This window comes from Hydrogenophaga sp. OTU3427, assembly GCF_038440225.1.
Taxonomy (GTDB): domain Bacteria; phylum Pseudomonadota; class Gammaproteobacteria; order Burkholderiales; family Burkholderiaceae_C; genus Hydrogenophaga.
In genome coordinates, this window is record NZ_JASATI010000002.1 from 160735 (window position 1) to 184206 (window position 23472).

At 70.3% G+C, this 23472-nt stretch carries 19 protein-coding genes; 10 read left to right on the forward strand and 9 right to left on the reverse strand.

Annotation, left to right across the window (positions count from 1 at the left end; genetic code table 11):
* The first annotated feature begins 27 nt into the window (after positions 1-27).
* The 6 genes from AAHB17_RS01910 to AAHB17_RS01935 are packed head-to-tail and all read left to right on the forward strand — an operon-like array spanning position 28 to position 6897.
* The gene (locus AAHB17_RS01910; protein ID WP_342128732.1) at positions 28-1863 is read left to right on the forward strand and encodes a TonB-dependent receptor domain-containing protein; all 1836 of its coding nucleotides are present in this window, start codon (positions 28-30) and stop codon (positions 1861-1863) included.
* Complete coding sequence (locus AAHB17_RS01915; RefSeq protein WP_342128733.1) at positions 1863-2699, forward strand: ABC transporter substrate-binding protein; 837 nt, start codon at positions 1863-1865, stop codon at positions 2697-2699. The genes AAHB17_RS01910 and AAHB17_RS01915 overlap by 1 nt, the downstream gene beginning before the upstream one ends.
* Positions 2692-3582, forward strand: a complete 891-nt coding sequence (locus AAHB17_RS01920; RefSeq protein WP_342128734.1) for an ABC transporter substrate-binding protein — start codon at positions 2692-2694, stop codon at positions 3580-3582. Before AAHB17_RS01915 ends, AAHB17_RS01920 begins: the two co-directional genes overlap by 8 nt.
* A complete protein-coding gene (locus AAHB17_RS01925; protein ID WP_342128818.1) occupies positions 3579-4622 on the forward strand; it encodes a FecCD family ABC transporter permease in 1044 nt (347 codons plus the stop codon). Before AAHB17_RS01920 ends, AAHB17_RS01925 begins: the two co-directional genes overlap by 4 nt.
* Positions 4619-5413, forward strand: coding sequence for an ABC transporter ATP-binding protein (locus AAHB17_RS01930; RefSeq protein ID WP_342128735.1), 795 nt, complete (start codon positions 4619-4621; stop codon positions 5411-5413). The genes AAHB17_RS01925 and AAHB17_RS01930 overlap by 4 nt, the downstream gene beginning before the upstream one ends.
* On the forward strand, positions 5410-6897 hold the full coding sequence (locus tag AAHB17_RS01935; protein WP_342128736.1) for a cobyric acid synthase: 1488 nt from the start codon (positions 5410-5412) through the stop codon (positions 6895-6897). The genes AAHB17_RS01930 and AAHB17_RS01935 overlap by 4 nt, the downstream gene beginning before the upstream one ends.
* Positions 6898-6910: 13 nt before the next feature.
* On the opposite strand, the gene AAHB17_RS01940 is transcribed toward AAHB17_RS01935, so the two are convergent.
* Positions 6911-7105: a hypothetical protein gene (locus tag AAHB17_RS01940; protein ID WP_342128737.1), complete on the reverse strand. Its 195-nt coding sequence runs from the start codon at positions 7103-7105 to the stop codon at positions 6911-6913.
* 73 nt (positions 7106-7178) lie between these two features.
* The gene (locus AAHB17_RS01945) at positions 7179-8849 is read right to left on the reverse strand and encodes an MFS transporter (protein ID WP_342128738.1); all 1671 of its coding nucleotides are present in this window, start codon (positions 8847-8849) and stop codon (positions 7179-7181) included.
* 251 nt (positions 8850-9100) lie between these two features.
* On the opposite strand from AAHB17_RS01945, the gene AAHB17_RS01950 reads away from it, so the two are divergent.
* The gene (locus tag AAHB17_RS01950; protein WP_342128739.1) at positions 9101-9982 is read left to right on the forward strand and encodes a lytic transglycosylase domain-containing protein; all 882 of its coding nucleotides are present in this window, start codon (positions 9101-9103) and stop codon (positions 9980-9982) included.
* Positions 9983-10041: 59 nt separating this feature from the next.
* Here the strand turns inward: AAHB17_RS01950 and AAHB17_RS01955 are convergent, their stop codons facing one another.
* From AAHB17_RS01955 to AAHB17_RS01965, 3 genes are all read right to left on the reverse strand, one after another.
* Positions 10042-11469 (reverse strand): serine/threonine protein kinase, encoded by a 1428-nt coding sequence (locus AAHB17_RS01955; protein WP_342128740.1) that lies wholly within the window; start codon positions 11467-11469, stop codon positions 10042-10044.
* Positions 11466-12233, reverse strand: coding sequence for a metallophosphoesterase family protein (locus AAHB17_RS01960; RefSeq protein WP_342128741.1), 768 nt, complete (start codon positions 12231-12233; stop codon positions 11466-11468). Before AAHB17_RS01960 ends, AAHB17_RS01955 begins: the two co-directional genes overlap by 4 nt.
* Positions 12234-12326: 93 nt before the next feature.
* Complete coding sequence (locus AAHB17_RS01965) at positions 12327-13313, reverse strand: AraC family transcriptional regulator (protein ID WP_342128742.1); 987 nt, start codon at positions 13311-13313, stop codon at positions 12327-12329.
* 263 nt (positions 13314-13576) lie between these two features.
* On the opposite strand from AAHB17_RS01965, the gene AAHB17_RS01970 reads away from it, so the two are divergent.
* The 3 genes from AAHB17_RS01970 to AAHB17_RS01980 all read left to right on the forward strand — a co-directional run bounded on the left by AAHB17_RS01970 (position 13577) and on the right by AAHB17_RS01980 (position 18563).
* Positions 13577-14581, forward strand: coding sequence for a Bug family tripartite tricarboxylate transporter substrate binding protein (locus tag AAHB17_RS01970; RefSeq protein ID WP_342128743.1), 1005 nt, complete (start codon positions 13577-13579; stop codon positions 14579-14581).
* Positions 14582-14725: 144 nt separating this feature from the next.
* Positions 14726-16963 carry an indolepyruvate ferredoxin oxidoreductase subunit alpha gene (locus tag AAHB17_RS01975; RefSeq protein WP_342128744.1) on the forward strand — a complete coding sequence of 746 codons (2238 nt, stop codon included), beginning with the start codon at positions 14726-14728 and terminating at the stop codon, positions 16961-16963.
* 10 nt (positions 16964-16973) lie between these two features.
* Positions 16974-18563 (forward strand): indolepyruvate oxidoreductase subunit beta family protein, encoded by a 1590-nt coding sequence (locus AAHB17_RS01980; RefSeq protein ID WP_342128745.1) that lies wholly within the window; start codon positions 16974-16976, stop codon positions 18561-18563.
* On the opposite strand, the gene AAHB17_RS01985 is transcribed toward AAHB17_RS01980, so the two are convergent.
* The 4 genes from AAHB17_RS01985 to AAHB17_RS02000 are packed head-to-tail and all read right to left on the reverse strand — an operon-like array spanning position 18552 to position 23456.
* Positions 18552-19157 carry a hypothetical protein gene (locus tag AAHB17_RS01985; RefSeq protein ID WP_342128747.1) on the reverse strand — a complete coding sequence of 202 codons (606 nt, stop codon included), beginning with the start codon at positions 19155-19157 and terminating at the stop codon, positions 18552-18554. The two genes, AAHB17_RS01980 and AAHB17_RS01985, sit on opposite strands and share 12 nt — an antisense overlap.
* Positions 19158-19184: 27 nt before the next feature.
* On the reverse strand, positions 19185-20507 hold the full coding sequence (locus AAHB17_RS01990; protein ID WP_342128748.1) for a GGDEF domain-containing protein: 1323 nt from the start codon (positions 20505-20507) through the stop codon (positions 19185-19187).
* A complete protein-coding gene (locus AAHB17_RS01995) occupies positions 20504-21460 on the reverse strand; it encodes an ABC transporter substrate-binding protein (protein WP_342128749.1) in 957 nt (318 codons plus the stop codon). The genes AAHB17_RS01990 and AAHB17_RS01995 overlap by 4 nt, the downstream gene beginning before the upstream one ends.
* Positions 21450-23456: a TonB-dependent receptor plug domain-containing protein gene (locus AAHB17_RS02000; protein ID WP_342128750.1), complete on the reverse strand. Its 2007-nt coding sequence runs from the start codon at positions 23454-23456 to the stop codon at positions 21450-21452. Before AAHB17_RS02000 ends, AAHB17_RS01995 begins: the two co-directional genes overlap by 11 nt.
* Between the last annotated feature and the right edge of the window lie 16 nt (positions 23457-23472).

A 23472-nucleotide genomic window follows, 5' to 3' on the forward strand; every position in this document is an offset into this window, starting at 1 on the left:
AGGGCAGCTTCCGTGTGATGAATCCCCATGACTTCTCGATCTTCTTTTGGCCTGCCGCTGGCGGCACTGCCCCTGGCCTTGTCCGTGGCGGGCGCACAGGCGCAAACCACGCCCCCTCAGTTGCGTGAAACCGTGGTCACCGCCACCCGCGTCGTCCAGCCGCTGATGGACGTGGTGGCCGATGTCACCGTGGTCGACCGCGAAGCCATCGAGCGCAGCGGCGCGGTGGCCGTGGCCGACGTGCTGGCGCGCCTGCCCGGTGTCGAGCTGGCGCGCAACGGCGGGGCCGCCTCGGTCACCGGCGTGTTCGTGCGTGGCGCCGAACCGCGCTTCACGGCCGTGTTCATCGACGGCGTGCGGGTGGACTCGCAGTCCACCGGCGGCGCCACCTGGAACGCGCTGCCCCTGGCCCAGATCGACCGCATCGAGCTGGTCCGCGGCCCGGCCGCCGCTGTCTATGGCTCAGACGCCATGGGCGGCGTGGTGCAGATCTTCACCCGCAAGGGCGAGGGTGCCTTCGCGCCCAGCGTGTCCGTGGGCGCGGGCAGCCACGGGCTGCGCCAGGTGCAGGCCGGCTTCAGCGGCAGCAGCGGCACGATCGACTATGCCTTGTCCGCCGCCGACGAGCGCAGCACCGGCTTCGATTCGCAGCCCGGCAGCAACCCCGACCGTGACGGTCACCACAACCGCTCGGCCACCGCCCGCCTGGGCTGGCAGATCAACCCCGCCCACCGGCTGGATGCCACCGCGCTGAGCAGCCGCGTCAACGCCCAGTACGACGGCTACGTGCCCGGCGACGACGACCGCAGCTTTCACCACCTCAACACCCTGGGCCTGACCTGGCAGGCGCGCTGGACGGACAGCTACCAGACCCGCGTGAGCGCCTCGCGTGGGCGCGACCGTTACGACAGCGCGCCGTACAGCTACCTCACCGAAACCACGGTGACCAGCTACCTGTTCCACAACGAGTGGCGCCAGGGCGCCCACCTGTTCACCGCCGCACTGGAGCGCCGCGAAGACGAACTCGACAACGTCAGCACCACGCCGGCGATTTCCGGCCGCCACCAGGACGCATTGGCGCTGGGCTACGGCTGGGTGGCCGGCGCCCACGCGCTGCAGCTCAACCTGCGCCACGACCGCGACAGCGAGTTTGGCGACAAGGGCACCGGCAGCGCCGCCTACGCCTACAGCTTCGCGCCCGGCTGGCGCGCCACCGCGTCGGCGGGCACGGCCTTCCGCGCACCCACGCTCTACCAGCGCTTCAGTGTCTATGGCGTGCCCAGCCTCAAACCGGAGTCGGGCCGCAACGTCGAGGTCGGCCTGCGTTATGCGCACCAGGGCACGGCCTACGGGCTGGTGGCCTACCGCAACCTGGTGTCCGACCTGATCAACTACGTCCCCGGCTCCGGCCCCTGCGCCAACGGCATGGGCGAATACGCCGGCTGCTACGCCAACGTTGCGCGTGCCCGCTACAGCGGCGTGACCCTGAGCGCGGCGCGCCGCGTGGCCGGTGTACACCTCAGCGCCTCGCTCGACCTGCAAAGCCCGCGCGACCTCGACACCGGCTTGCAACTGGTGCGCCGCGCCAAGCGCCACGCCAGCCTGGCCGCCGATACCCGCGTGGGTGAGTGGCTGCTGGGCGCCGAGCTCAAGCTGTCGGGCGCCCGTTTCAACGACACCGCCAACACCCAGCGCCTGGGCGGCTATGGGCTGGTGAACCTGCACGCCAGCACACCGCTGGCGCCCGACTGGTCGCTGCTGCTGCGCATCGACAACCTGGGCGACAAGGACTACGCCACCGTGCGCGGCTACGCCACACCAGGGCGGACCCTATACGCCGGTCTGAAGTGGGCGCCGCGCTGATGAATGCGCCTGCCCCGCGCGCGCGTTTCGACCCGGCCATGCCGGGGCCACAACGCATCGTCTGCCTCACGGAAGAGACCACCGAGTGGCTCTACCTGCTGAGCCAGGAGGCGCGTATCGTGGGGATTTCGGGCTACACCGTGCGGCCACGCCGCGCGCGCGAAGAGAAGCCCAAGGTCAGCGCCTTCCTGAGCGCCAAGATCGACAAGATCCTGGCGCTGGAGCCCGATTGCGTGCTGGGTTTCTCAGACCTGCAGGCCGACATCGCCTCGGCGCTGGTCCGCCAGGGCGTGCAGGTCACGGTGTTCAACCAGCGCAGCGTGGACGAGATCTTCTCCGTGCTCTACCAGGTGGCCGCGATGGTGGGCCAGGCCGAACAAGGCCTGGCGCGGCTGGCGGCTATGCGCACCCGGCTGGATGAGATCGCCGCCGCGGCCGCCGCCTTGCCACGGCGCCCGCGCATCTTCTTCGAGGAATGGGACGAGCCCCACATCAGCGCCATCCGCTGGGTGTCGGAGCTGCTCACGCTGGCCGGGGGCGACGACTGTTTTCCCGAGCTGGCGCGGCAGCCGCTGGGCAAGGACCGTATCATTGCCGACGGCCAGACCATCGTGGCGCGCGCGCCCGACATCGTCATCGGCTCTTGGTGCGGCAAGAAATTCCGGCCCGAAAAAGTGGCGGCCCGTGCCGGCTGGCAGGACGTGCCCGCCGTGCGCGACGGCCAGCTGTTCGAGATCAAGTCGGCCGACATCCTGCAGCCCGGTCCGGCCGCGCTGACCGACGGCGTCGAGCAACTGCACCAGATCGTCATGCGCTGGAGCGGACAACATGGCTGACACCTGGCGCTGGCTGCGCTGGGCCGTGGGCGCCCTGGCCATGGCGGGGGCCGCGCAGGCCCAGGTCACGCTGACCGACGACCGGGGCGTGGCCGTGCGTTTCGAGCACGCGCCGCAACGCATCGTGAGCCTGCTGCCTTCGCTGACCGAAAGTGTGTGCGCGCTGGGCGAATGTGCGCGCCTGGTGGGCGTGGACCGCTACTCCAACTGGCCAGAACGCGTGAAGGCCTTGCCCCAGCTTGGCGGCGGGTTGGACCCCCAGGTCGAGTTGGTGCTGGCGCTGCGGCCGGACGTGGTGCTGGCGGCCCATTCCTCGCGTGCGGTCGCGCGCCTGGAAAACCTGGGCCTCAAGGTGCTGGCGCTCGAACCCCGGAACCACGCCGACGCCCGCCGCGTGTTCGACCAGCTCGGGCAGTTGCTGGGCGTGACCGATGCGCCGCGCCTGTGGCGGCAGATCGAGGCCGGCGTGGCCGCCGCCGCCCAATCGGTGGCGCCGGCGCTGCGGGGGCAGAAGGTGTATTTCGAGGTCAACCGGGGCCCCTACGCGGCCGGCCCGGCGTCCTTCATCGGCGAAACCCTCACGCGCCTGGGCATGGCCAACATCGTGCCCGCCGGCCTCGGGCCATTTCCCCAGATCAACCCCGAGCTGGTGGTGCAGGCCCGGCCCGACTTCATCCTGATCGGCGAGCGCGGGCCGCAGGCGCTGGAAGACCGCCCGGGCTGGCGCGCGCTGCCGGCCCTGCAGGCCCGGCGGCTGTGTCAGTTCACGCCCGAACAGGCCGATGTGCTGGTGCGCCCCGGCCCCCGCATGGACGAGGCCGCGCGCCTGATGGCGGAATGTTTCAATCGGGTCGGCGCGCGCCGGCCCGCCACGCGTCCATGAAGCCGGTGCGGCTGCCCTGGTTGGCCGGCGCATTGGTCGCCGCCAGCGTGGCGCTGGTGGCGCTGGGCAGCGGTGTCGGTAGCCAGGGGTGGTTGGCCCCCTGGCAGGCGCTGGCCCAGGCCTGGCACGACCCGGTGGTGGCCCAGATCGTGTGGGAGATCCGCTTGCCGCGCACCCTGGGGGCCTGGGCTGCCGGTGCCCTGCTGGGCCTGGCGGGCGCGGTGGCGCAAGGCCTGTTCCGCAATCCACTGGCCGACCCCTACCTGCTGGGCAGCGCCTCGGGCGCCGCGCTCGGCGTGGCCCTGATGCTGGCCTTGTCCGGCGCAGCCGCCGGCCTGTGGGGGGGCGCCGGCGTCTCGGTGTACGCCAGCCACTGGCTGGTGCGCCTGGGCCTGACCGGCGCCGCCTTCGTGGGCGCGGTGCTGGCCGTGTTGCTGACCCTGGCGCTGGCGCGTGGCGTGCAGCACACCCTGCGCCTGCTGCTGGCCGGCGTGGTGGTGGGCGTGGTGCTGGGTGCCCTGGGCGCCCTGGTGCTGCAGTTCGCGCCCGAGGCGCTGCTGGCCATGCAGTCCTTCATGCTGGGCAGCACCGCTTACGTGGGCTGGAGCGCCTGTGTGCTGATGCTTGGCGTGGGCGCGTTCTGCCTGCTGCTGTCCTGGGTGCTGGCGCGGGCGCTCGATGGCCTGGCGCTGGGCGAGGCCACCGCCCTGAGCCTGGGCCTGCCCCTGGGGCCGTTGCGCATGGCCCTGGTGGGCGCGATGGCGCTGGCCACCGGCACGGCGGTCGCCCAGACCGGCCTGATCGCCTTCGTCGGCCTCGCCGCGCCCCACCTGGTGCGCGCCACCACCTTGTGTTCCCACCGGGGGCTGATGCCGCTGGCCAGCCTGATGGGCGGGGTGCTGTTGTGCGCGGCCGACCTGGTGGCGCGCGGCGCCGTGGCACCGCAGGAATTGCCGGTGGGCGTGCTCACCGCCGTGCTGGGTGGTGGCTACCTGCTGTTGCGCATGCACCGGCGTGGCCCGATGGGGGAGCTGATATGAACAAGCCCCTGGCGCTGGCGTGTGTGGGCCTGGGCGCCCGCCTGGGCGACACCCCCGTGCTGCACGGCATCGATCTGGGCCTGGCGGCGGGCCGCTGGACCTGCGTGGTCGGCCCCAACGGCGCCGGCAAGTCGACCTTGCTGCGCTGCCTCGGTGGCCTGCTGCCGCCGGCCACGGGCGAGGTCCATCTGCTGCAACAACCCATGGCACGCTGGCCACGGCGCGAGCGGGCGCGGCAGCTGTCGTGGCTGGGCCAGAACCAGGCCGTGGCCGACGACCTGCGGGCCTGGGACGTGGTCATGCTGGGCCGGTTGCCGCACCAGGGCTGGCTGGCATCCCCCAGCGAGGCCGACCGGGCCGCCGTGCGCGAGGCCCTGATGGCCACCCAGGCCTGGGACTGGCGCGAGCGCCCCCTGGGCTCGCTCTCGGGCGGCGAACGCCAGCGGGTCCTGCTGGCCCGGGCGCTGGCCGTGCAGGCCCAGGTGCTGCTGATGGACGAACCCCTGGCCAACCTCGATCCACCGCATCAGGCCGACTGGCTGCGGCTGGTGCGTGGGCTGGTGGGGCAGGGCCGGACCGTGGTCAGCGTGTTGCACGAAGTGTCGCTGGCCCTGCTGGCCGACGAGCTGGTGGTCCTGCAAGGAGGCCGGGTGTTGCACCACGGCGCCTGTGCCGATCCGCTCACCCACCGCGCGCTGGAGTCGGTGTTCGAACACCGGCTCCGTGTTGTACCCATCGAAGACCAGTGGGTGGTGTTGCCCCGCCTGGCCCGCCAAGGACCCACCCCATGAACGCGACCTGTGTGATGGTGCTCGGCACCACCAGTGGTGCCGGCAAGAGCTGGCTGACCACCGCCCTGTGCCGCTGGTACGCCAACCGGGGGCTGAAAGTGGCCCCGTTCAAGGCCCAGAACATGAGCAACAACGCCAGGGTGGTCGGCCCGGGCCGCGAAATCGGCTCGGCCCAGTATTTCCAGGCCCTGGCCGCGCGCGCCGTGCCCGACGTGCGCATGAACCCTCTGCTGCTCAAGCCCGAGGCCGACACGCGCAGCCAGGTGGTCCTGCTGGGACAGGTCAACGAGGCGTTGTCGCGCGCGCCCTGGCGTGGCCGCAGTGCCAGTGTCTGGCCGGTCATTGCCCGCTCGCTGGACGAGCTGCGCGCCGAGAACGACGTGGTGGTGATCGAAGGCGCGGGGTCGCCGGCCGAGATCAACCTGCGCGACAGCGACGTGGTCAACATGCGCGTGGCCCAACACGCCCATGCCCGTTGCCTGCTGGTCAGCGACATCGACCGCGGCGGCGCCTTTGCCCACCTGTACGGCACCTGGGCCTTGCTGAGCGAGGCCGAGCGGGCGCTGATCCACGGCTTCGTGCTCAACAAGTTCCGTGGCGACGCCTCGCTGCTGTCGCCCGCGCCCGAGATGCTGCAGCAACTCACCGGCGTGCCCACCGTGGCCACCTTGCCCATGATTTGGCAGCACGGCCTGCCGGACGAGGACGGCATCGACGAAACGCTGGATGGCGGTGCCGCCGATGCGGTGCTGACGGTGGCGGTGGTGGCCTACCCGCGTGTGAGCAACCTGGACGAGTTCGAACCCCTGCGCCAGCACCCACGGGTGCGCCTGGTCTGGGCCCGCGAGGCGCCGTCGCTCAAGGGCGCCGATTGCGTGGTGCTGCCCGGCTCCAAACACACCAGCGCCGACCTCGCCTGGCTGCGTGCCCAGGGGCTGGACGCGGCCATCGCCCACCACGCGGGCCAGGGTGGGGCGGTGCTGGGCATCTGCGGCGGCCTGCAGATGCTGGGCGAGGCCCTGATCGATCCCCACGGCATCGACGGCAACGCGCCCGGCCTGGGCCTGCTGCCGCTGGTGACGCTGTTCGAGCCGGCCAAGACGCTGCAGCACACACAGGCGCGGTTCGGTGTGCTGGGCGGGGCCTGGTCCTGCTGGACGGGGCTGGCCGTGCAGGGCTACGAGATCCACCACGGGCAGACCCGGCCCCATGCGGCCATGGCCGCCGCCGGTGACCTGGCGAGCGAGGTGATGCCCGGCCTCAGTTGGCAGGGGCGCAACGGTCAGGTGCTGGGCACCTATCTGCACGGCTTGTTCGAGTCGCCCGGCCTGGTGGACGCGTGGGTGTCGGCCCGAAGCGGCGGCCAGACCGGGCCAGGGGCACCAAAAACAAACCCCCGAACACTGGACAGCGTGTTCGAGGGTCTGGCCGAATCGATAGACCGGCATTTCGCGCCCGGCGTGCTGGCGGCAATGGCCGTCTGAAGGCGCGGGAAACTTACTTGGCCGGAGCCGACGCCGGTGCCGTTGCTGCGGCGGGTGCGGCCGCGGGGGCAGCGGCTGGCGCTTCGGGAGCATGGGTGCTGCCAGCATCGTGTTTCTCACCGCTCATGTCGAGCTTGTCGCCTCCTTTCATGATGACGAACAGCGAAAGGGCGGCAAAAAGAACGAAGCCGATGACAATTTTCCACATACTGATAGCCTCCTGGGGCAGGTTGAAAAAAGGCCCGCCAGAGCGGGCCAGGTGTGAGGGTGCGAACGGGTGCTCAGTCCTCGGCGTAGATGTCCACGTCCTTGGTTTCCCGCACGAAGATCAGACCGATCACGAAGGTGACGGCGGCGATCACGATGGGGTACCACAGGCCATAGTACATATTGCCGTTCTGGGCCACCATGGCGAAACTGATCGACGGCAGCAGGCCACCGAACCAGCCGTTGCCGATGTGGTACGGCAGAGACATGGAGGTGTAGCGGATGCGGGTCGGGAACAGTTCCACCAGCATGGCCGCGATGGGGCCGTACACCATGGTCACGTAGATCACCAGCACCGTCAGAATGGCCACGATGGTCAGCTTGTCCAGCTTGGCCGGGTCGGCCTTGGCGGGGTAGCCGGCGGCGCGCAGGGCGTCGGTCACTTCCTTCTTGAAGGCGGCGATGCTCTTGGCGCTGGCTTCGTCGAACTTGCTGTTCACGACCACACCCACGGGTGCCGCGATTTCCTTGTCACCGATCTTGATGGTGGCGGGGCCGGCGGCGGCGGCCACGGCGTTGTCGTAGCTCACCGAGTTCTGGGCCAGGAAACGCTTGGCGATGTCGCAGGACTTGGTGAAGTCGATTTCGCGTGCCACCGGGTTGCCCTGGAACGAGCAGTCACCAGCGGCGGCGGTCACCGTGATCTTGTTCTTCACCTGGGCGGCGGCCAGGTCGGGGTTGGCCGCCTTGGTCAGCGCGCCGAACAGCGGGAAGTAGGTGAACACCGCCAGGGCCAGACCGGCCAGGATGATGGGCTTGCGGCCGATCTTGTCCGACAGGGTGCCGAAGATGACGAAGAAGGGCGTGCCGATCAGCAGCGAAACGGCGACCAGGATGTTGGCGGTGGCACTGTCAACCTTGAGCACGCTGGTCAGGAAGAACAGCGCGTAGAACTGGCCCGAATACCACACCACGGCCTGACCGGCGACCAGGCCGAACAGGGCCAGCAGCACGATCTTGAGGTTCTTCCATTGGCCGAAGGACTCGGTCAGCGGGGCCTTGGAGGTCTTGCCTTCTTCCTTCATCTTCTTGAAGGCGGGCGATTCGTTCATGCTCAGTCGGATCCAGACCGAAATGGCCAGCAGCGCGATCGACACGATGAAGGGAATGCGCCAGCCCCAGTCGCCGAAGGCCTCTTCACCGATCAGGGTGCGGGTGCCCAGGATCACGATCAGGCTCAGGAACAGGCCCAGCGTGGCCGTGGTCTGGATCCACGAGGTGTAGGCACCCCGCGCGCCCTGGGGCGCGTGTTCCGCCACGTAGGTGGCGGCGCCACCGTACTCACCACCCAGCGCCAGGCCTTGCAGCATGCGCAGGCCGACGAGCAGGATGGGAGCGGCCATGCCGATGCTGGCGTAGGACGGCAGGACACCCACGATGAAGGTCGACAGACCCATGATCAGGATGGTCACCAGGAAGGTGTACTTGCGACCGATCATGTCGCCCAGGCGCCCGAACACCAGCGCGCCGAAGGGGCGCACAATGAAGCCGGCGGCAAAGGCCAGCAGCGCGAAGATGAAGGCGGACGTCGGGTCCAGGCCGCCGAAGAACTGCTTGGCGATGATCGCGGCGAGCGACCCGTAGAGGTAGAAGTCGTACCATTCAAAAACGGTGCCGAGCGACGAAGCGAAGATCACTTTCTTCTCTTCACCGGTCATCGGGCGTGGGGCAGCATTGGTGGCCATGCGCGCGTCTCCTGTATTTATGGGGAACAGTTGCCGTTCGGTGTGAAACGGTGAAGAGAATTTAGGTGTCGGCACTGACCTCGTTCTGACGCCTGCCCAACAAAGCCTTTCACGAAACTGAATAGGGGCTGACAAAATCAGGTCAAACCCTGACAATTCATTTCACAATGCAAAGTTCTGTCATTTCTGCCTGTGTCGGGTCCCGCGCTTTCTTACGCCGACCCTGGCCCGGCGCCCGTGCTGCCGCTGTCTTGCTGGCCGGATGCTGGCTGGCGGCCGCACAGGCCCAGGTGGCCGACGGCCCGCCCGAATGGACCGATGAACCGCCCGCCTTGTCGCGCCTGCTGGAGCAGGCCTATGCGGCCCAGGTGGCCGGGTGGCTTCCCGAGGCCGCCAACCGCTACTGCCAGGCAGCGCGGCTGGGGCATGTGGACGCGCAGTACCGGCTGGGCCGCCTGTTCGCGAGCAGCCCGGATCCCGAACAGCAGCGCCAGGGCATTGCCTCGTTGGGCTTGGCCGCGCAGCGGGGGCACGCGGCCGCCATCGCGGTGCTGGAGCAACTCCGCAGCCAGTCGGCCAGCGGCATGTTGCCCCAGGGCGATCCGCCGCAATGCCAGCTCACCGGCGAAGCCGCCGCGCTGGCACTGGCACTGCCGCCACCGCCGGTGGAGCCCGAGGCCGTGCCTTACGAGGTGGTGGAGCGTTATGTGCTGGCCCTGCCCGACAACAAGCGCCGCCATGCGCGCCTGATCCAGCTGCTGGCACCGCGTTTTTCGGTCGATCCACGTTTTGCGCTGGCCATCGCCCGCGCCGAATCCAACTTCGACGCCGAAGCCGTGTCGCCCAAGAACGCGCAGGGCCTGATGCAACTCATCCCCGACACCGCCGAACGCTTTGGCGTGCGCAACATCCGCGACCCCGAGCAGAACGTGCGCGGCGGCCTGGCCTACCTCAAGTGGCTGCTGGCGCGTTTCGATGGCGACGTGGAGCTGGCATCGGCCGCCTACAACGCGGGCGAAAAAGCGGTCGAGCGCCACGGTGGCATACCGCCCTACCTGGAGACCCAGGACTACGTGAAGCGCATCCTGCGTTTCTACCGCTCGCGCGTGCACATGGCGCCGGCCGCGCGCTGAACGGGGTCAGAACATGTTGACGATCCACAAGAGGTCCCTTGTAGATCGTCGACACGTTCCTAGGCGGACAGGCGCTCGAACGGCAGCGCCTGCTTGACCAGCAGCACGGTGCAGGGCGCCTCCATCGCCACCCGTATCGGTACCGTCGCCACGAAGCGCTGCAGCTGCAGGCCGTGGGTGGCCGCGCCCATGACGATCATGCTGACGTGGTTGCCTTCGGCGTAGCGCAGCAGGGCCTGGGCGACGTCGCTGGCCTCCAGCACGTGGTAGGAGGTCTGGTGGTCACTGAGGTCCAGCGGCTGCGCCCATTGCCGCAGCATGGCCAGGTAGCGCCGGTGCAGCGTGGTTTCGCTTTTGTCGCTGTGGGTGCTGCTGGCCTCGCCTGCGCCCAGCACCGTGACACAGGCCAGGCGCGCGCCGGGGCGTATGCCCAGCGAGCGGCCCACGGCCTCGCGCAGCGCGTACAGGGTGGCGTCGGAGACGTCCTGGTGCGGCACGGCCACCATCACGATGGGTACCGACTCGGCCTGGTGCTCGGGCAGGGCGCTGGGCCGGTAGTGCATGCCCGCCGCGCGCCACCAGCGCCGCAGGTGCTCGCGCCACGGGGTGCCGGTGGTCTTGCGCCCGCGCTCGGTGATCTTCACCTGGTCCGGGTGGCTGAGGTCGAAGGCCAGGTGGGCCGCCGACGGGTAGCGGCGCGCGGCCTCGGGTTCCAGGCAACGCAGGATGATTTCCTGCAGCCATTCGGGCAGGCCGGGCTGGCGCTGCCGGGGCGGCACCGGGTCCATCCACAGGCGCTGGCGCAGGCCGCCCCGGGTGGACGGCGTGCCAAACGGCAGCTCGCCGGTGGCCAGCTCGTAGAGGATGACGCCCAGCGCGAACACATCGCTGCGGGCGTCGCCACGCACGCCCACGATCTGCTCGGGGGCGATCCACGCCGGCGAACCCACGGCCAGACGCAGCTCCTCGGCCAGCAGGTCGGGCTGGTGCGCGTGGCAGGACAGGCCGAAATCCAGCAGCACCGCCGTGTCATCGGGCTTGATCAGGACGTTGGCGGGCTTGAGATCCAGGTGGCAGACGTTCTGCTTGTGCAGGCTGTGCACCGCCCGCGCGGTGGCCGCGCCCAGCCGCGCCAGTGTGGCCACGTCGGGCAGCGCGTCGCCGTCCAGCCACGACTGCAGCGTGCGCCCGGGCACGTACTCCATCACCAGGTAGGGCAGGGTGGCGAGGTCGCCCGCGGCCACGAAGCGCGGCACGTGGGAGCCGTGCAGCAGCTGCATGATCTGGTGCTCGACCTCGAAGCTCACGATGGTCTCGGCGCCATCTCCCTGTGTCATGCGAGGCACCTTCATCACCAGTGGAAAACCGGGGTCGCTGGCGCCGGGGTTGGCGTAGCTCACGCGGTAGATCTGGGCCATGCCGCCCGAATGCACGCGCTCCCCGATCAGGAAGCCATCGATCTCTTGTCCCGGTTCCAGCAGCTTCAACGTCCGTTCTCCAATCGTTGTGCGAGTTGTTCGGCCAGTATGGCCGGCAGGCTTGAGTGACGCAGCGCCTGGGCAGCGGCGTGGTGGTCGTAGGCCACGCGATGGAAGGTGAGCACCGCGGCCCGGCTGTCGAACAAGGCGTACATGGCGCGTGGGTCGCCGTCGCGCGGCTGACCCACCGAGCCCACGGTGGCCAGCCAGCGGCGGTGCCGTGGCGTGGGCACGGGCACGCCGGGGCGCGGATCGAAGCGCATCAGCTGCTGACCGGCTCCCCGGTAGAACAGGCGCTGGTGGTGAACATGGCCACCGAACACATGGGTCACGTCGCCGTGAAGCTGTTGGGCGGCGTCCAGACTGGTGCTGGCGCTGCGTTCGTCCTCGACGTAACGCCAGCGCTCGGGCTGCTGCGCACTGGCGTGCACCAGCAGCAACTGCGGGCCGTGCCAGGTCAGGGGCAGGCCCGCCAGGTAGCGGCGCTGGGCATCGGACAGCTGGGCCGCGGTCCAGGCCGCCGTGGCGTTGCCGTGGGTGGCTGTGTCGGCCGGTGGCGACACCGCCATTTCATCGTGGTTGCCCTGGAGCACCACCGCCCCCTCGGCGGCCAGGCGCTGCACCAGGTCCATCACCTCGGCCGGCTGGGGCCCATAGCCGACCAGGTCGCCCAGCAGGGCCACCCGCTCGGCGCCCTGGGCGCGTGCGTGGGCCAGGCAGGCCTCGACGGCTTGCAGGTTGGCGTGCAGGTCCGACAGCAGCGCCAGTTTCATGCTCTGTCCCCTCGTCGTGGTGTTGCGCACATGGTGCGCGCGCAAGCTGATGTGGAGCTTGCGGCAAGGCCGGGTGCGCTGCCTTGACCCAGGTCAGCGCTGACGCAGGGTGTCCGAGGGCGCGCAGCCAAAGCGCGCCTTGTAGTAAGCGGCAAAACGGCCCATGTGGACAAAGCCCTGCTGCAGGGCGGCGTCGGTCACGCGCAACGGGCGGCCGTCGCGGGCCGCGCTCACCAGCGCCTGGTGCACCCGGTCGAGCTGCACCGTGCGGGCATAGCCCAGCGGGGATTGGTCGTAGCGGCGCCGGAACGCCACCTCCAGCGTGCGCGGGCTCACGCAGGCGGCTGCCGCGACGTCTGCCAGCGTCAGGCCTTCGTGGGCGTGGTCGTGGATGTAGGCGCGCGCGCGCTGCAGGCAGAGTTCGTGGCGGCCGGCGGGCACCTCGTTGCGGTGCTCGGCGTGGGCGGCGCCCAGCGAGGGCAGGCCGGCCAGCAGAAAGGCCTCCATGGCGGCCTGGGCGCTGGGCTGTCCCATCCAGTAGGAACCATGCAGGTGAAGGTTGTGGGTCAGGTCCAGCACGGCCTGCCACCAGGCGGCCACGGCCGGGTCGCGGCGCGAGAGGGTCAGCGCGCCATAGCCGTTGCCGGCGCGCATGGACGACTCGATCAACCGGCCGTCCACGGCGTGGCTGGGCACCTGCACCAGCAGCATGGTGCAGTCCTGGCTCCAGTGCATGCGGGTGGGTGCGCGCGGGTGCAGCACACCCATCACCTGGGTGTCGATCTCGGCCTCGTGCCGGCCACAGGCCATGCGGGCCCCGCCCTGCAGCGGCATCTGCAGCATGTAGAAATTGCCGCGTTCGCCTGGATCGATCTCGACCTCGGCGCCGTAGCTCAGCACATTGATGCGCAGCTGGCGCAGCGCCACCTGGTTGTGGCAGACCTCCAGCGCCTGGCCACCGCCACACACCGCCAGGCGGTGGGGCGAAAACGCCTGTCCGACCCGTTCGCGCGCCTCGTCGGCCGAGCGCGAGCGGAAGAGGGGGAAGCCATCGAGCAGTTGTCCGGGGGCGTGTGGCATGGGAGAAATCCTTGGCAGGGTCGATGCTAACTGATTGAGGCTTAAACATTCACAGGACAAACCCGCGCCTGTCGGACGCGCCGCGCGCCGGTCCAAGTCTGCGCTTTTCGGACAGCGACGGGCGAAAACCGGATTGCCTCGACCCCTGGGGCGCCCGACACTCAGACCAAGCCCTGCGGTGGCCATCGGGTCATGCAAGTCGCGTTCCAGGCGCGCCGTGGTGGCCTGTGTGTCATTCATCCCATGAACGAGAGTCCTTGCCCATGAAACCGACTTTTGCCCGCCTTACCCGCCGTTCGCTGCTTCTGTTGGCCCCGCTGGCCGTGGGGCTGCTGGGTGGCAACGCCCAGGCCCAGACGGCGGCGAACGCCCCCTGGCCGACCAAGCCAGTGCGCCTGGTGGTGGCTTTCCCCGCCGGCGGCCTGGCCGACGTGATGGCCCGCATGCTGCAGCCCCAGCTGTCCGAGGCCCTGGGCCAGCCGGTGATCATCGACAACAGGGGCGGCGCCAGCGGCAACGTGGCCGGTGCCGAGGTCGCGCGCAACGGCGGCGACGGCCACACCTTCATGGTCAACGTCACCACCATCGAGTCGGTCAACCCGCTGATGTTCGACCGCATGCCCTTCGACCCGGCCAAGGACCTGCAGCACGTGGCCCTGCTGGCCAACACCCAGCTGTTCCTGATCACCCGGCCCAACATGCCGGTCAACGACGTCAAGGAGTTTGTGGCCTACGTCAAGGCCAACCCGGGCAAGCTCAGCTACGGCTCGGCTGGCAACGGCACCACGCCCCACATCGCGGGCGAGCTGTTCAAGCAGCTCAACAACGCTTTCGCCACCCACATTCCCTACCGGGGTGCGGCGCCAGCGATCCAGGACGTGATGGCCGGCCAGATCGACTACGCCTTCGCACCTGGCACCGTGTTCCAGAGCGTGCGCGCCGGCAAGCTCAAGCTGCTGGGCGTGGCCAGCGCCCACCGCACGCAGAACTTCGCCAGCGCCCCGACCATGGAAGAGGCCGGCGCCGGCAAGGTCTACGCCGACACCCCGTTTGCCGTCTACGCCCCCGCCGCCATGCCCGCCGCCCACGTGGCCCGCATGAACCGCGAGATCAACAAGCTGCTGGCGCTGCCGGCCATCAAGGCCCGCTTCGCCGAGGTGGGCGCCGATGCCGTGGCCCTGACGCCGGCCGAGGTCAAGGCGCTGGTGCAGGCCGAGATCGCGATCTTCGGCCCGGTGGTCAAGACGCGCGGAATAAAAGTGGACTGACCCCCCGCGCCGCTGCGCATCACCCCCCAAGGGGGGCGGCACCTGCCGTCCGGCTGAGCGGGCCCGGCGGTGCCCCCCGGGAAGAGGTGCGCCTGTTGGGTGGCGCCCGTGCTTCGGCGCAATTGAAGACTTAAGGACAAGACTATGGCTGAACGATCGTTTGCCGCCGAGGTGCAGCAGCTGACCGTGCCCGAGGGCACGGAATTCCGGGGCGAGGGCATCCTGGCCGTGACCAAGGCGCTGCTGGAATGTGGCGTGGGTTATGTGGCCGGCTACCAGGGCTCGCCGATCTCGCACCTGATGGATGTGCTGGCCGATGCCCAGCCCATCCTCGAAGACCTGGGCGTGCATTTCGAGCCCAGCGCCAGCGAGGCCACGGCCGCCGCCACGCTGTCGGCCTCGGTGATGTACCCGATACGCGGCGCGGTCACCTGGAAGTCCACCGTGGGCACCAACGTCGCCTCCGACGCGCTGGCCAACCTGGCCTCGGGCGGGGTCACCGGCGGCGCCGTCATCATCATCGGCGAGGACTACGGCGAAGGCTCTTCCATCATGCAGGAGCGCAGCCACGCCTTCGCCATGAAGTCGCAGATCTGGCTGCTCGACCCCCGGCCCAACCTGCCGGCCATCACCCAGGCCGTGCACGACGCCTTCGAGCTGTCCGAGGCCAGCCGCACGCCGGTGATGCTGCAGTTGCGCGTGCGCAGCTGCCACGTGCACGGCAGCTTCATCACCCGGCCCAACAAGCGGCCCGATTTCTCGCTCAAGCAGGCGCTGGAGAACCCGCAACGCGACACCAGCCGCATCGTGCTGCCTCCGGCCGCCTACCTGCACGAACACGAAAAGATCATGGACCGCTGGCCGGCGGCGGTGAAGTTCATCGAGGAGCGGCAGCTCAACGAGTTCTTCGCCGGCGACCTCACCGACATCGGCATCGTCATGCTGGGCGGGCACTACAACAACGTGCAGCGCGCGCTGCTGGCGCACGACATGGCCGACCTGTTCGGCAACACCCGCATCCCGCAGTACGTGATGAACGTGGCCTACCCGGTCATCGACTCGGAGGTGCTGCGCTTCTGCGAAGGCAAGAAGGCGGTGCTGGTGATCGAGGAAGGCCAGCCCGAGTACCACGAGCAGAACCTGCACACCATCCTGGGACGCGCGGGCGTGCGCACCGTCATCCACGGCAAGGACATGCTGCCGCGCGCCGGCGAATACACCGTCACCGAACTCAAGAAAGGCCTGGCCCGTTTCCTGGAGCGCTACCACCCGGCGGCCCTGGCCAAGCCGGTGGCGGTGGCCATGCCCCGCCCGGTGGCCCCGAAAGCCGTGCCCCAGGCCGATGGCCGGCTGCAGATTCCCTTCACCTCGGCGCTGGCCGCCGCGTCGGCGGCCGCGCCGGCGCAGGTGGGCGTCACCTCGCTGGCCTCCGTGGTGCCTGGCCGGCCCTCCGGTTTCTGCGTCGGCTGCCCCGAGCGGCCCATCTTCTCGGCCCTGACCCTGGCGCAGGACGACCTCGGCACCCACCACATCGCGGGCGACATCGGCTGCCACCTGTTCGCCGCGCTGCCGCCCTTCAACCTGGGCGCCACCACCATGGGCTATGGCCTGGGTGTGTCCAGCGCGGCCGCGTTCAACGTGGAGGGCAGCAAACGCTCGATCGCCATCATGGGCGACGGTGGTTTTTGGCACAACGGCCTGAGCAGCGGCATCGGCAACGCGGTCTTCAACCAGTCCGACGGCGTGATCGTGATCGTGGACAACAACTATTCCGCCGCCACCGGCGGGCAGGACATCCTGTCCTCGCGCGCCGAGAACCCGCACCGCAGCACCTTCCACCCGATCGAGGCGGCGGTGCGAGGCATCGGCGTGCAGTGGGTGCGCACGGTGGACCACACCTACGACGTCAAGCGCATGCTGGCCACCCTCAAGGAGGCCATGACCACCGACCACAAGGGTCCCAAGGTGGTGATCGCGCAGAGCGAGTGCATGCTCAACAAGCAGCGCCGCGTCAAGCCGCAGGTGGCCGCCGCCGTCAAGCGAGGCGAACGCACGCTGAAGGAGAAGTTTGGCGTCGACGCCAACGTCTGCAGCGGCGACCACGCCTGCATGCGGGTCTCGGGCTGCCCCTCGCTCACGCTCAAGCCCAGCGGCGATCCGCTCAAGCCCGATCCGGTGGCCCATGTGGACGACGGCTGCGTGGCCTGCGGCCACTGCGGCGAAGTGGCCGACGCCGCCGTCCTGTGCCCCTCGTTCTACCGCACCGAGTGGGTGCGCAACGCCGGCGCCTGGGAGCGCCGCGTGCACGCCCTGCGCCGCCGCGTCGTCGGCTGGTTCCAGGCCCGCCAGCAGCGCGCCCTGGCCGAACGTGCCCTCTACTGAGGAACCTACCATGACCCACCCCATCCGCACCCTCGGCGCCGACCCGCGCCGCCCCATCACCATCGCCGTGCTCGCCATGGGCGGGCAGGGCGGCGGCGTGCTGGTCGACTGGATCGTCGACCTGGCCGAACACAACGGCTACCTGGCCCAGTCCACCTCGGTGCCCGGCGTGGCCCAGCGCACCGGCGCCACCATCTACTACATCGAACTCTTCTCGCAGGCCCATGTGTCGGCCAAAGGCCAGGCACCGGTGCTGGCACTGATGCCGGTGCCGGGCGAGGTCGACCTGGTCATCACCTCCGAACTGATGGAGGCCGGCCGCGCCATGGTCCGTGGCCTGGTCACGCCCGACCGCACCACGTTGATCACCTCCAGCCACCGCGACTACGCCACGGTGGAAAAGGTCGTGCCCGGCAACGGCGTGGCCGACGCCCAGGCGGTGTTCGAGGCCGCGCAGCAGCACGCGCGCCGTTTCCTGCACGACGACATGCTGTTGCTGTCGCGCCAGTCGGGCAGTGTGATCTCGGCTGTGTTGTTCGGCGCCCTGGCCGGCTGCGGCGAGCTGCCTTTTGACGACGCCATGTTCGAGGCCACGGTGCGGCGAGCGGGCGTCGGTGTGGATGCCAGCCTGCGCGCCTTCAAGGCCGGTGCCCGGTCGGTGCGCGAACCGGTGCGTGCTGAAGCCCCGCCGGCCGACCCCATGGTCACGGCCCCGCCACCGCTGCCCGCGCGCGCGGCCAGCGCGGCGGTGGAGCCGCTGCGCGCGCGCATCGAACGAGACTTCCCCAAGGAGGCCCACGCCATGCTGGGCGCCGGCCTGCAGCGTGTGATCGAGTTCCAGGACCTCGCCTACGGCAGCGAATACCTCGACCACATGGCGGCCCTCCATACCCGCGCCGTGGCCTGCGGCGACGCCACGCGCGGTTTTGCCGCGACGGTGGAGGCGGCGCGCTGGGTGGCGGTGGCCATGGCCTACGACGACGTCATCCGGGTGGCCGACCTCAAGACCCGGACCGAGCGTTTCGAGCGTGTGCGTGAGGAGGTGGGTGCGCCCGCCGGCGAGGTGGTGGGCACCACCGAGTACTTCCACCCGCGCCTCGAGGAAATCTACGGCCTGATGCCGGCCGGCCTGGTGAAATGGATCGACAGCTCCGCGCTGCTGCGTGGCCAGCTGTTGCGGCGCATCGGCAACGGCAAGCGCATCCGCACCCACACCGTGCGCGGCCAGCTGATGCTGCAAGTCCTGGCCGGTCTGCGCCGCTGGCGCCGCCGCAGCACGCGCCACGCCACCGAGCAGGCGCACATGGCGGGCTGGCTGGCCGAGGTCCACCGCCTGATGGCGCTGGACCCGGCCCTGGCCCTGGAGCTGATCCGCTGTCGGCGCCTGGTCAAGGGCTACAGCGACACCCACGCCCGGGGCAGCAGCAAGTTCGACCGCCTGCTGCGCGCCGCCGCGCTGCTGCAGGGGCGCCCGGCGGCGGCCGACGACCTCGCGGCCCTGCGTTTTGCCGCGCTGGCCGATCCGCAGGGCTCGCAGCTGGCGCAGCGCTGGGCGCTGCTCGGCCTGCCCGACGTGTCGCCGGAAGGTTCAGCGGCCTGAAACAAGCGCCAGGTAGGCCTGGCGCGTGCCGGCCGAGACACTCGCCAGCACCTGGGCGTGGCTGGTCTTGTGGCGCGCCAGCAGGCGCGCCGAGGCCACCATCTTGGATTTGCAGTACCAGTGGCAGCTGTGCTGGAACAGCAGCAGCTCGGCCGACAGCGTGAAGGCGCGGTCGCGCACCGACAGCCCGTCCTGCTGGCGCACCGCCGCCACGCCACGGGCGTGGATGGCCAGCAGTTCGCGCAGGTCGAAACAGGCTTGTGGCAGCCATTGCTCGACAAAGGGCAGGGCCAGTGGCAGGCGGCTGACGCGGGCGTGCTCGGGCGGCATCTGTGCCACCGACGCCGACAGGCGGCCCAGCTGGATGTCGATCTCGGCCTCTGCCGTTTCAAGCACCGCCCAGACCTGGCGCTGCCGTTCGGGGTCGGTTTCACCGAGCGCGCGCAGGTAGCCGTCCATCAGGGTGCCCATCAGCGGTTCGATGCGCAGCGGGCTCAGGTGCTGCGCCAGCAGGGCGATGCGCCGCCGCTGGGCGACACCGTTGAACAGGCGAAGCGCCACCACCAACACGACAAGCAGGAACAGGGTATCCACGGAACAAGATTCTCAGGTTGAAGGTGGTCAGGCCGCGCCGGGCGGGCTGGCCAGGAGCACACGGTTGCGGCCCTGGCGCTTGGCCTCGTAGAGCGCGGCGTCGGCGCGGGCCAGCAGGCTGTCGAGCGTGAGTTCCTGGGGCAGGAACTCTGCGACACCAAAACTGGCGCTGAAGTTCAGCGGCTGGCCACGCACATGGATCTGGGTCGCCACCGCCGAGGCGCGCATCCGTTCGGCCACGCGCATGGCCTGCTCGACGCCGCTGTCGGGCAGCAGCACGGCGAATTCCTCGCCACCGATGCGCCCGACCACGTCGCATTCGCGCAGCTCGCGCATCAGCAACTGCGCGAAATGCAGCAGCACCGCATCGCCCGCTGCATGGCCGTGGGTGTCGTTGATGGCCTTGAAGTGGTCGATGTCGATCATGATCAGCGACAGCGCATGCGGGTAGCGCATGCAGCGCTGGATTTCGCTTTCGGCCTGCTCGGTGAAACCGCGCCGGCCCAGCACCTGGGTCAGCGAATCGAAACGGGCGGCCTGCTCGGCGGCGTCCTTCTGCTGGCGCAGCTCGCCGGTGGCCAGGTCGATCTGGCGCCGCAGCTCCTGCTGGTTCATGGCCACCTGTGCGGCCATCTCGTTGACGCCCTGCGCCAGCTCGGCCAGGGCGCCGCAGCGCGCGGGTTCGGTGCGCGCGCTCAGCAGGCCGTTGCCGATGGACTCGACCACCTGGCTGATGTGGCCGATGGGCCGCGTCACCCGGCTGGCGATGATGGTGGAGAGCAGACCCGCGAGCAGCATGGCGCCGCCGGTGGCCAGCACGGTCCAGGCCAGCAGTTCGCTCCGGCGCTGCTCCAGGCTGTCCAGGCTCAGCTGGACCAGGGCGTAGCCACGCACCCCGCCATCGGGGTTGCGGGGCGCGGCACCGTTGGTCTCGATGAACAGGTCCACGCGCGCGGTGCCGGAGGCGATGGGCACCAGCACCGTGAGCTGGCGGTCCAGCCGCACGTGTTCCTGCTGGTCAAACGGCAGCGGCGGGCCTTCGGGGCTGCCGGCGGCGGCCAGCTGGCGGCCCCTGGCGTCGTACACAGCCACCGCGCGCAGCTGGGCGTCGCCCTTGCGGCTGGCCTCCACCAGGCGCGACAGGGTTTCGGTGTCGTTGGCGAACAGCGGGAACTCCGCCGCCCCGGCCAGTTGCAGCGCGGCCACCCGCGCGCGCTCCTGCCAGGCCTCGGTGAGGTCGTCCGAATAGCGGCTCAGAAAGACCCCGAGCAGCGCGGCGGCGGCCAGCAGCGCGGGCAGCGCCGCGGCCAGCCAGAGCCGGGTGCGGATGGCGGTGCGGTGCCGTTTCATGGCCGGGTCTCCTGGCGGCGCAAGGCCTGGGTCAGGGCCGCCGGGTCGGGCAGCGACAGGCCCAGCGAGCGGGCCACCTGTTCGTTGACGTCGACCGTCCACAAGGTGGACGCGGCCGGTGGTGGCAGGCCGCGGCGCTCATTCAGCAGGCGGCGCGCCACGGCGGCCAGCTGGCGACCGGCCTGCGCCGGTTCGGTGTGCAGGGCCAGGGTGGCGCCGGCCCGCACATGGGTGGCGGCGTAACCCAGCACCGGCACCCGCTGGCGGTAAGCGGCGATCAGCACGTTGTTGAGGTTGCCCGGCTGGTAGACCGCGCTGTCGGGCAGCAGCAACAGGGCATCGGCGTCGCCGAGCACCTGGCTCAGGGCCGGGAACAGCTCGACGGCGGGCAGCTCGGCTTCGATCAGCTGCAGGCCCCGCTCGGTGGCGGCGCGCTGCAGCGTGGCCCGCCAGGCGCGCGAGGTGGGGCCCCACAACACGGCGAGGCGGCGGCGGTCCGGCAGGGCCAGACGCAGCAGATCGAGGTGGCGCTCCACGGCCGGGTCCAGCCAGACCGCGGTGACCGGCGGGCTGGCGCGCAGCGGCAGCACCTCGAAACTCGCGCGCGGCAGCAGGCCGGCGGCCACCGGCACCTGGGCGAGGGCGCTGTCGTTGGTCGCGCGCTCCAATGCCACCCGCAGCGCGCTGCTGCCCAGGGTGAGCACCAGGGCCGGGGCCGGCTCGCGTCCGGGGGCGGGCAGGGCGGTGGTGGCGAAGCTGCGCAGGACGACACCCGGCAGGGCTTCGCGCACGGCCGCCAGGGCTTCGGCGTAGGCGGCGCTCTGGTCGGCGGCGATCAGCCACACCACCGGGTCGGCGGCGCTGGCCAGCGCACCGGCCCCCAGCAGGGCAGCCGCGAGCCCGCCGTGCAGCACGCGGCGGCGGCGCGGGCGGTGTGGGGCGTCAGAGGTCAACGTGCAGGCTGGCGTAGGCCTGGCGCCGCGATTGCGGGCTGGCGAAACGCGACTGGAACAGGGTTTGTGCGCCGTTGAGGTTGCGCACCGTGAAGGCGACACGGGCCGCGTTGGGGCCGAAACGCAAGGGGTAGGACAGGTGCAGGTCGAGTTGCCGCAGGCGCTTGGGCATCTCGCCCACGCCCGACCAGCTCATCGGACCGCGCTCCGTCCACAGCAGGCCCAGCCGCAGGTGCCGCGGCCATTGGTGGAACACCGCCAGCGTCGTCGCGCGCGTGGGTGTGCTGCCAGCGCCGCTGTCGCCGGGCCAGCTCAGGCTGGCGAAGGCCTGGTTGAGCCAGACGTCGGTCTGGGGCACCGGCGACCAGCGCCACTGGTATTCCACGCCCGATATGCGAGGGCCGGGCGTGTTGACGTAGTCGGTGACCAGGGTGCCGGTGTAGGGCAGGGGCGCGGGCAGGTTGTACTCGCGGCTGGCGATGTAGCCATCCATCTTTTCGCGGAACACGCGCACGTCCAGCGTGGCGCGCAGCGCGCGCAGGTTGCCGAAGTAGCCGAGCTCGTGGCTCAGCAGGCGTTCGGGGCGCACCTGGCCGGTGGCGGCGAAGGTGCGGCCCAGGGTCAGCCCGTCCAGGTCGTAACGCACGTCCCCGGCCAGTTCGAACAGCGAGGGCGTGCGCACCGATTTGTTGACGCCCGCGCGCAGGGTGTGGTCGGGCGCGGCCTGGTAATTCAACATCACCCGTGGCGTGGCGAAGGCGCCGGTCCAGCTGTGGTGGCCGACGAACAGGCCGCCATTGAGGGTCCAGTCCGGCGCCAGCCGCCATTCGAGGTTGCCGAACAGGCGCGATTCGGTGAAGGACAGGGCGTCGGCCCGGTAGAACAGGGGCAGCGATTGCGCCTCTTCCTGGCGCACGCCGGCCCCCCAGACCAGGCGCAGGCCGGGGCGCAGCTGTGTCTGGTGCTGCAGCTCCAGGTCCATGCGGCGGCCGACGCCGCTGAAGTCGACGGTGATGCCGGGCACCGGCAGGTAGGCGTAGCTGTCGCGCAGGGATTCGCGGGTCAGGCTCATGGACAGCTTGAGCTGCTCGGTGTCCGAGAGCTGGCGCCGCCACTGGCCGTTGAGGTACCAGTCGTGCCAGCTCAGGGTGCGCGCCGGGTTGCCGACGTCGCCGGCGTAGCCATCGCCGGCATCGAGCTGGCTCAGCCCGGCCTCGAACTGCAGTTCGCTGCGGGCGTCGGTGCGCAGGTCGGCGCGAAAGCGGAGCTGGTCCAGGTCGCGGCTGTCGAACAGGCTGCGCAGGCCGTTGTCGCGGCGCTGCACGGCGCTGAGGCGGTAGCTCAGGGTGCCGTCGCCGCGCCCCAGGCTGACGCGGGCGTCGCGCACGCCACCGCCGCCCACGCGCAGCGAGGCTTCGCCACCCAGGGTGTCGGCCGAATGGCGGGTGACGATGTTGATGACGCCGAACATGGCGTTGGCGCCATAGGCGGCGGAGTTGGCGCCGCGCAGCACCTCGACCCGCTCCACATCCTGCGGATCCACCGACATCAGGCCACGCGCGGTGCCGCCGAAGTAGTAGGACGAGTAGGCCGGCCGGCCGTCGATCAGCACCAGGTTGCGCACGCCGAATTCGTCCAGCGGCGCGTGGTACACGGCAATGGGGTTGGCGCCGTTGTAGCCGCTGACGAAGTAGCCTGGCACCAGGCGCAGCAGCTCGGCCATGTCGCGCACCTGCAGGTCCTGGATGGTCTTGCGGTCGATCACGGTGACGGCGCCCGGCGTCTCGCTGATCGGCTGCGCCAGGCGGCTGACCGTCAGCACCACCGGCAGGACCTCGAAGTAGTCGCGCTCGGAGATCGCCAGCTCATCGGCCAGGGCGCCCGTGGCCAGGGCCAGCAAGCACAGGCCGGGCAGCACCTGGCCCGGCCGCATGCCCGGCACCGCGGCAGCCGCAGGGCGTTGGAAGGATCGTGGAGCCTGGGCAGCGGGGGGCATGTGGGTGGTGTGGGTC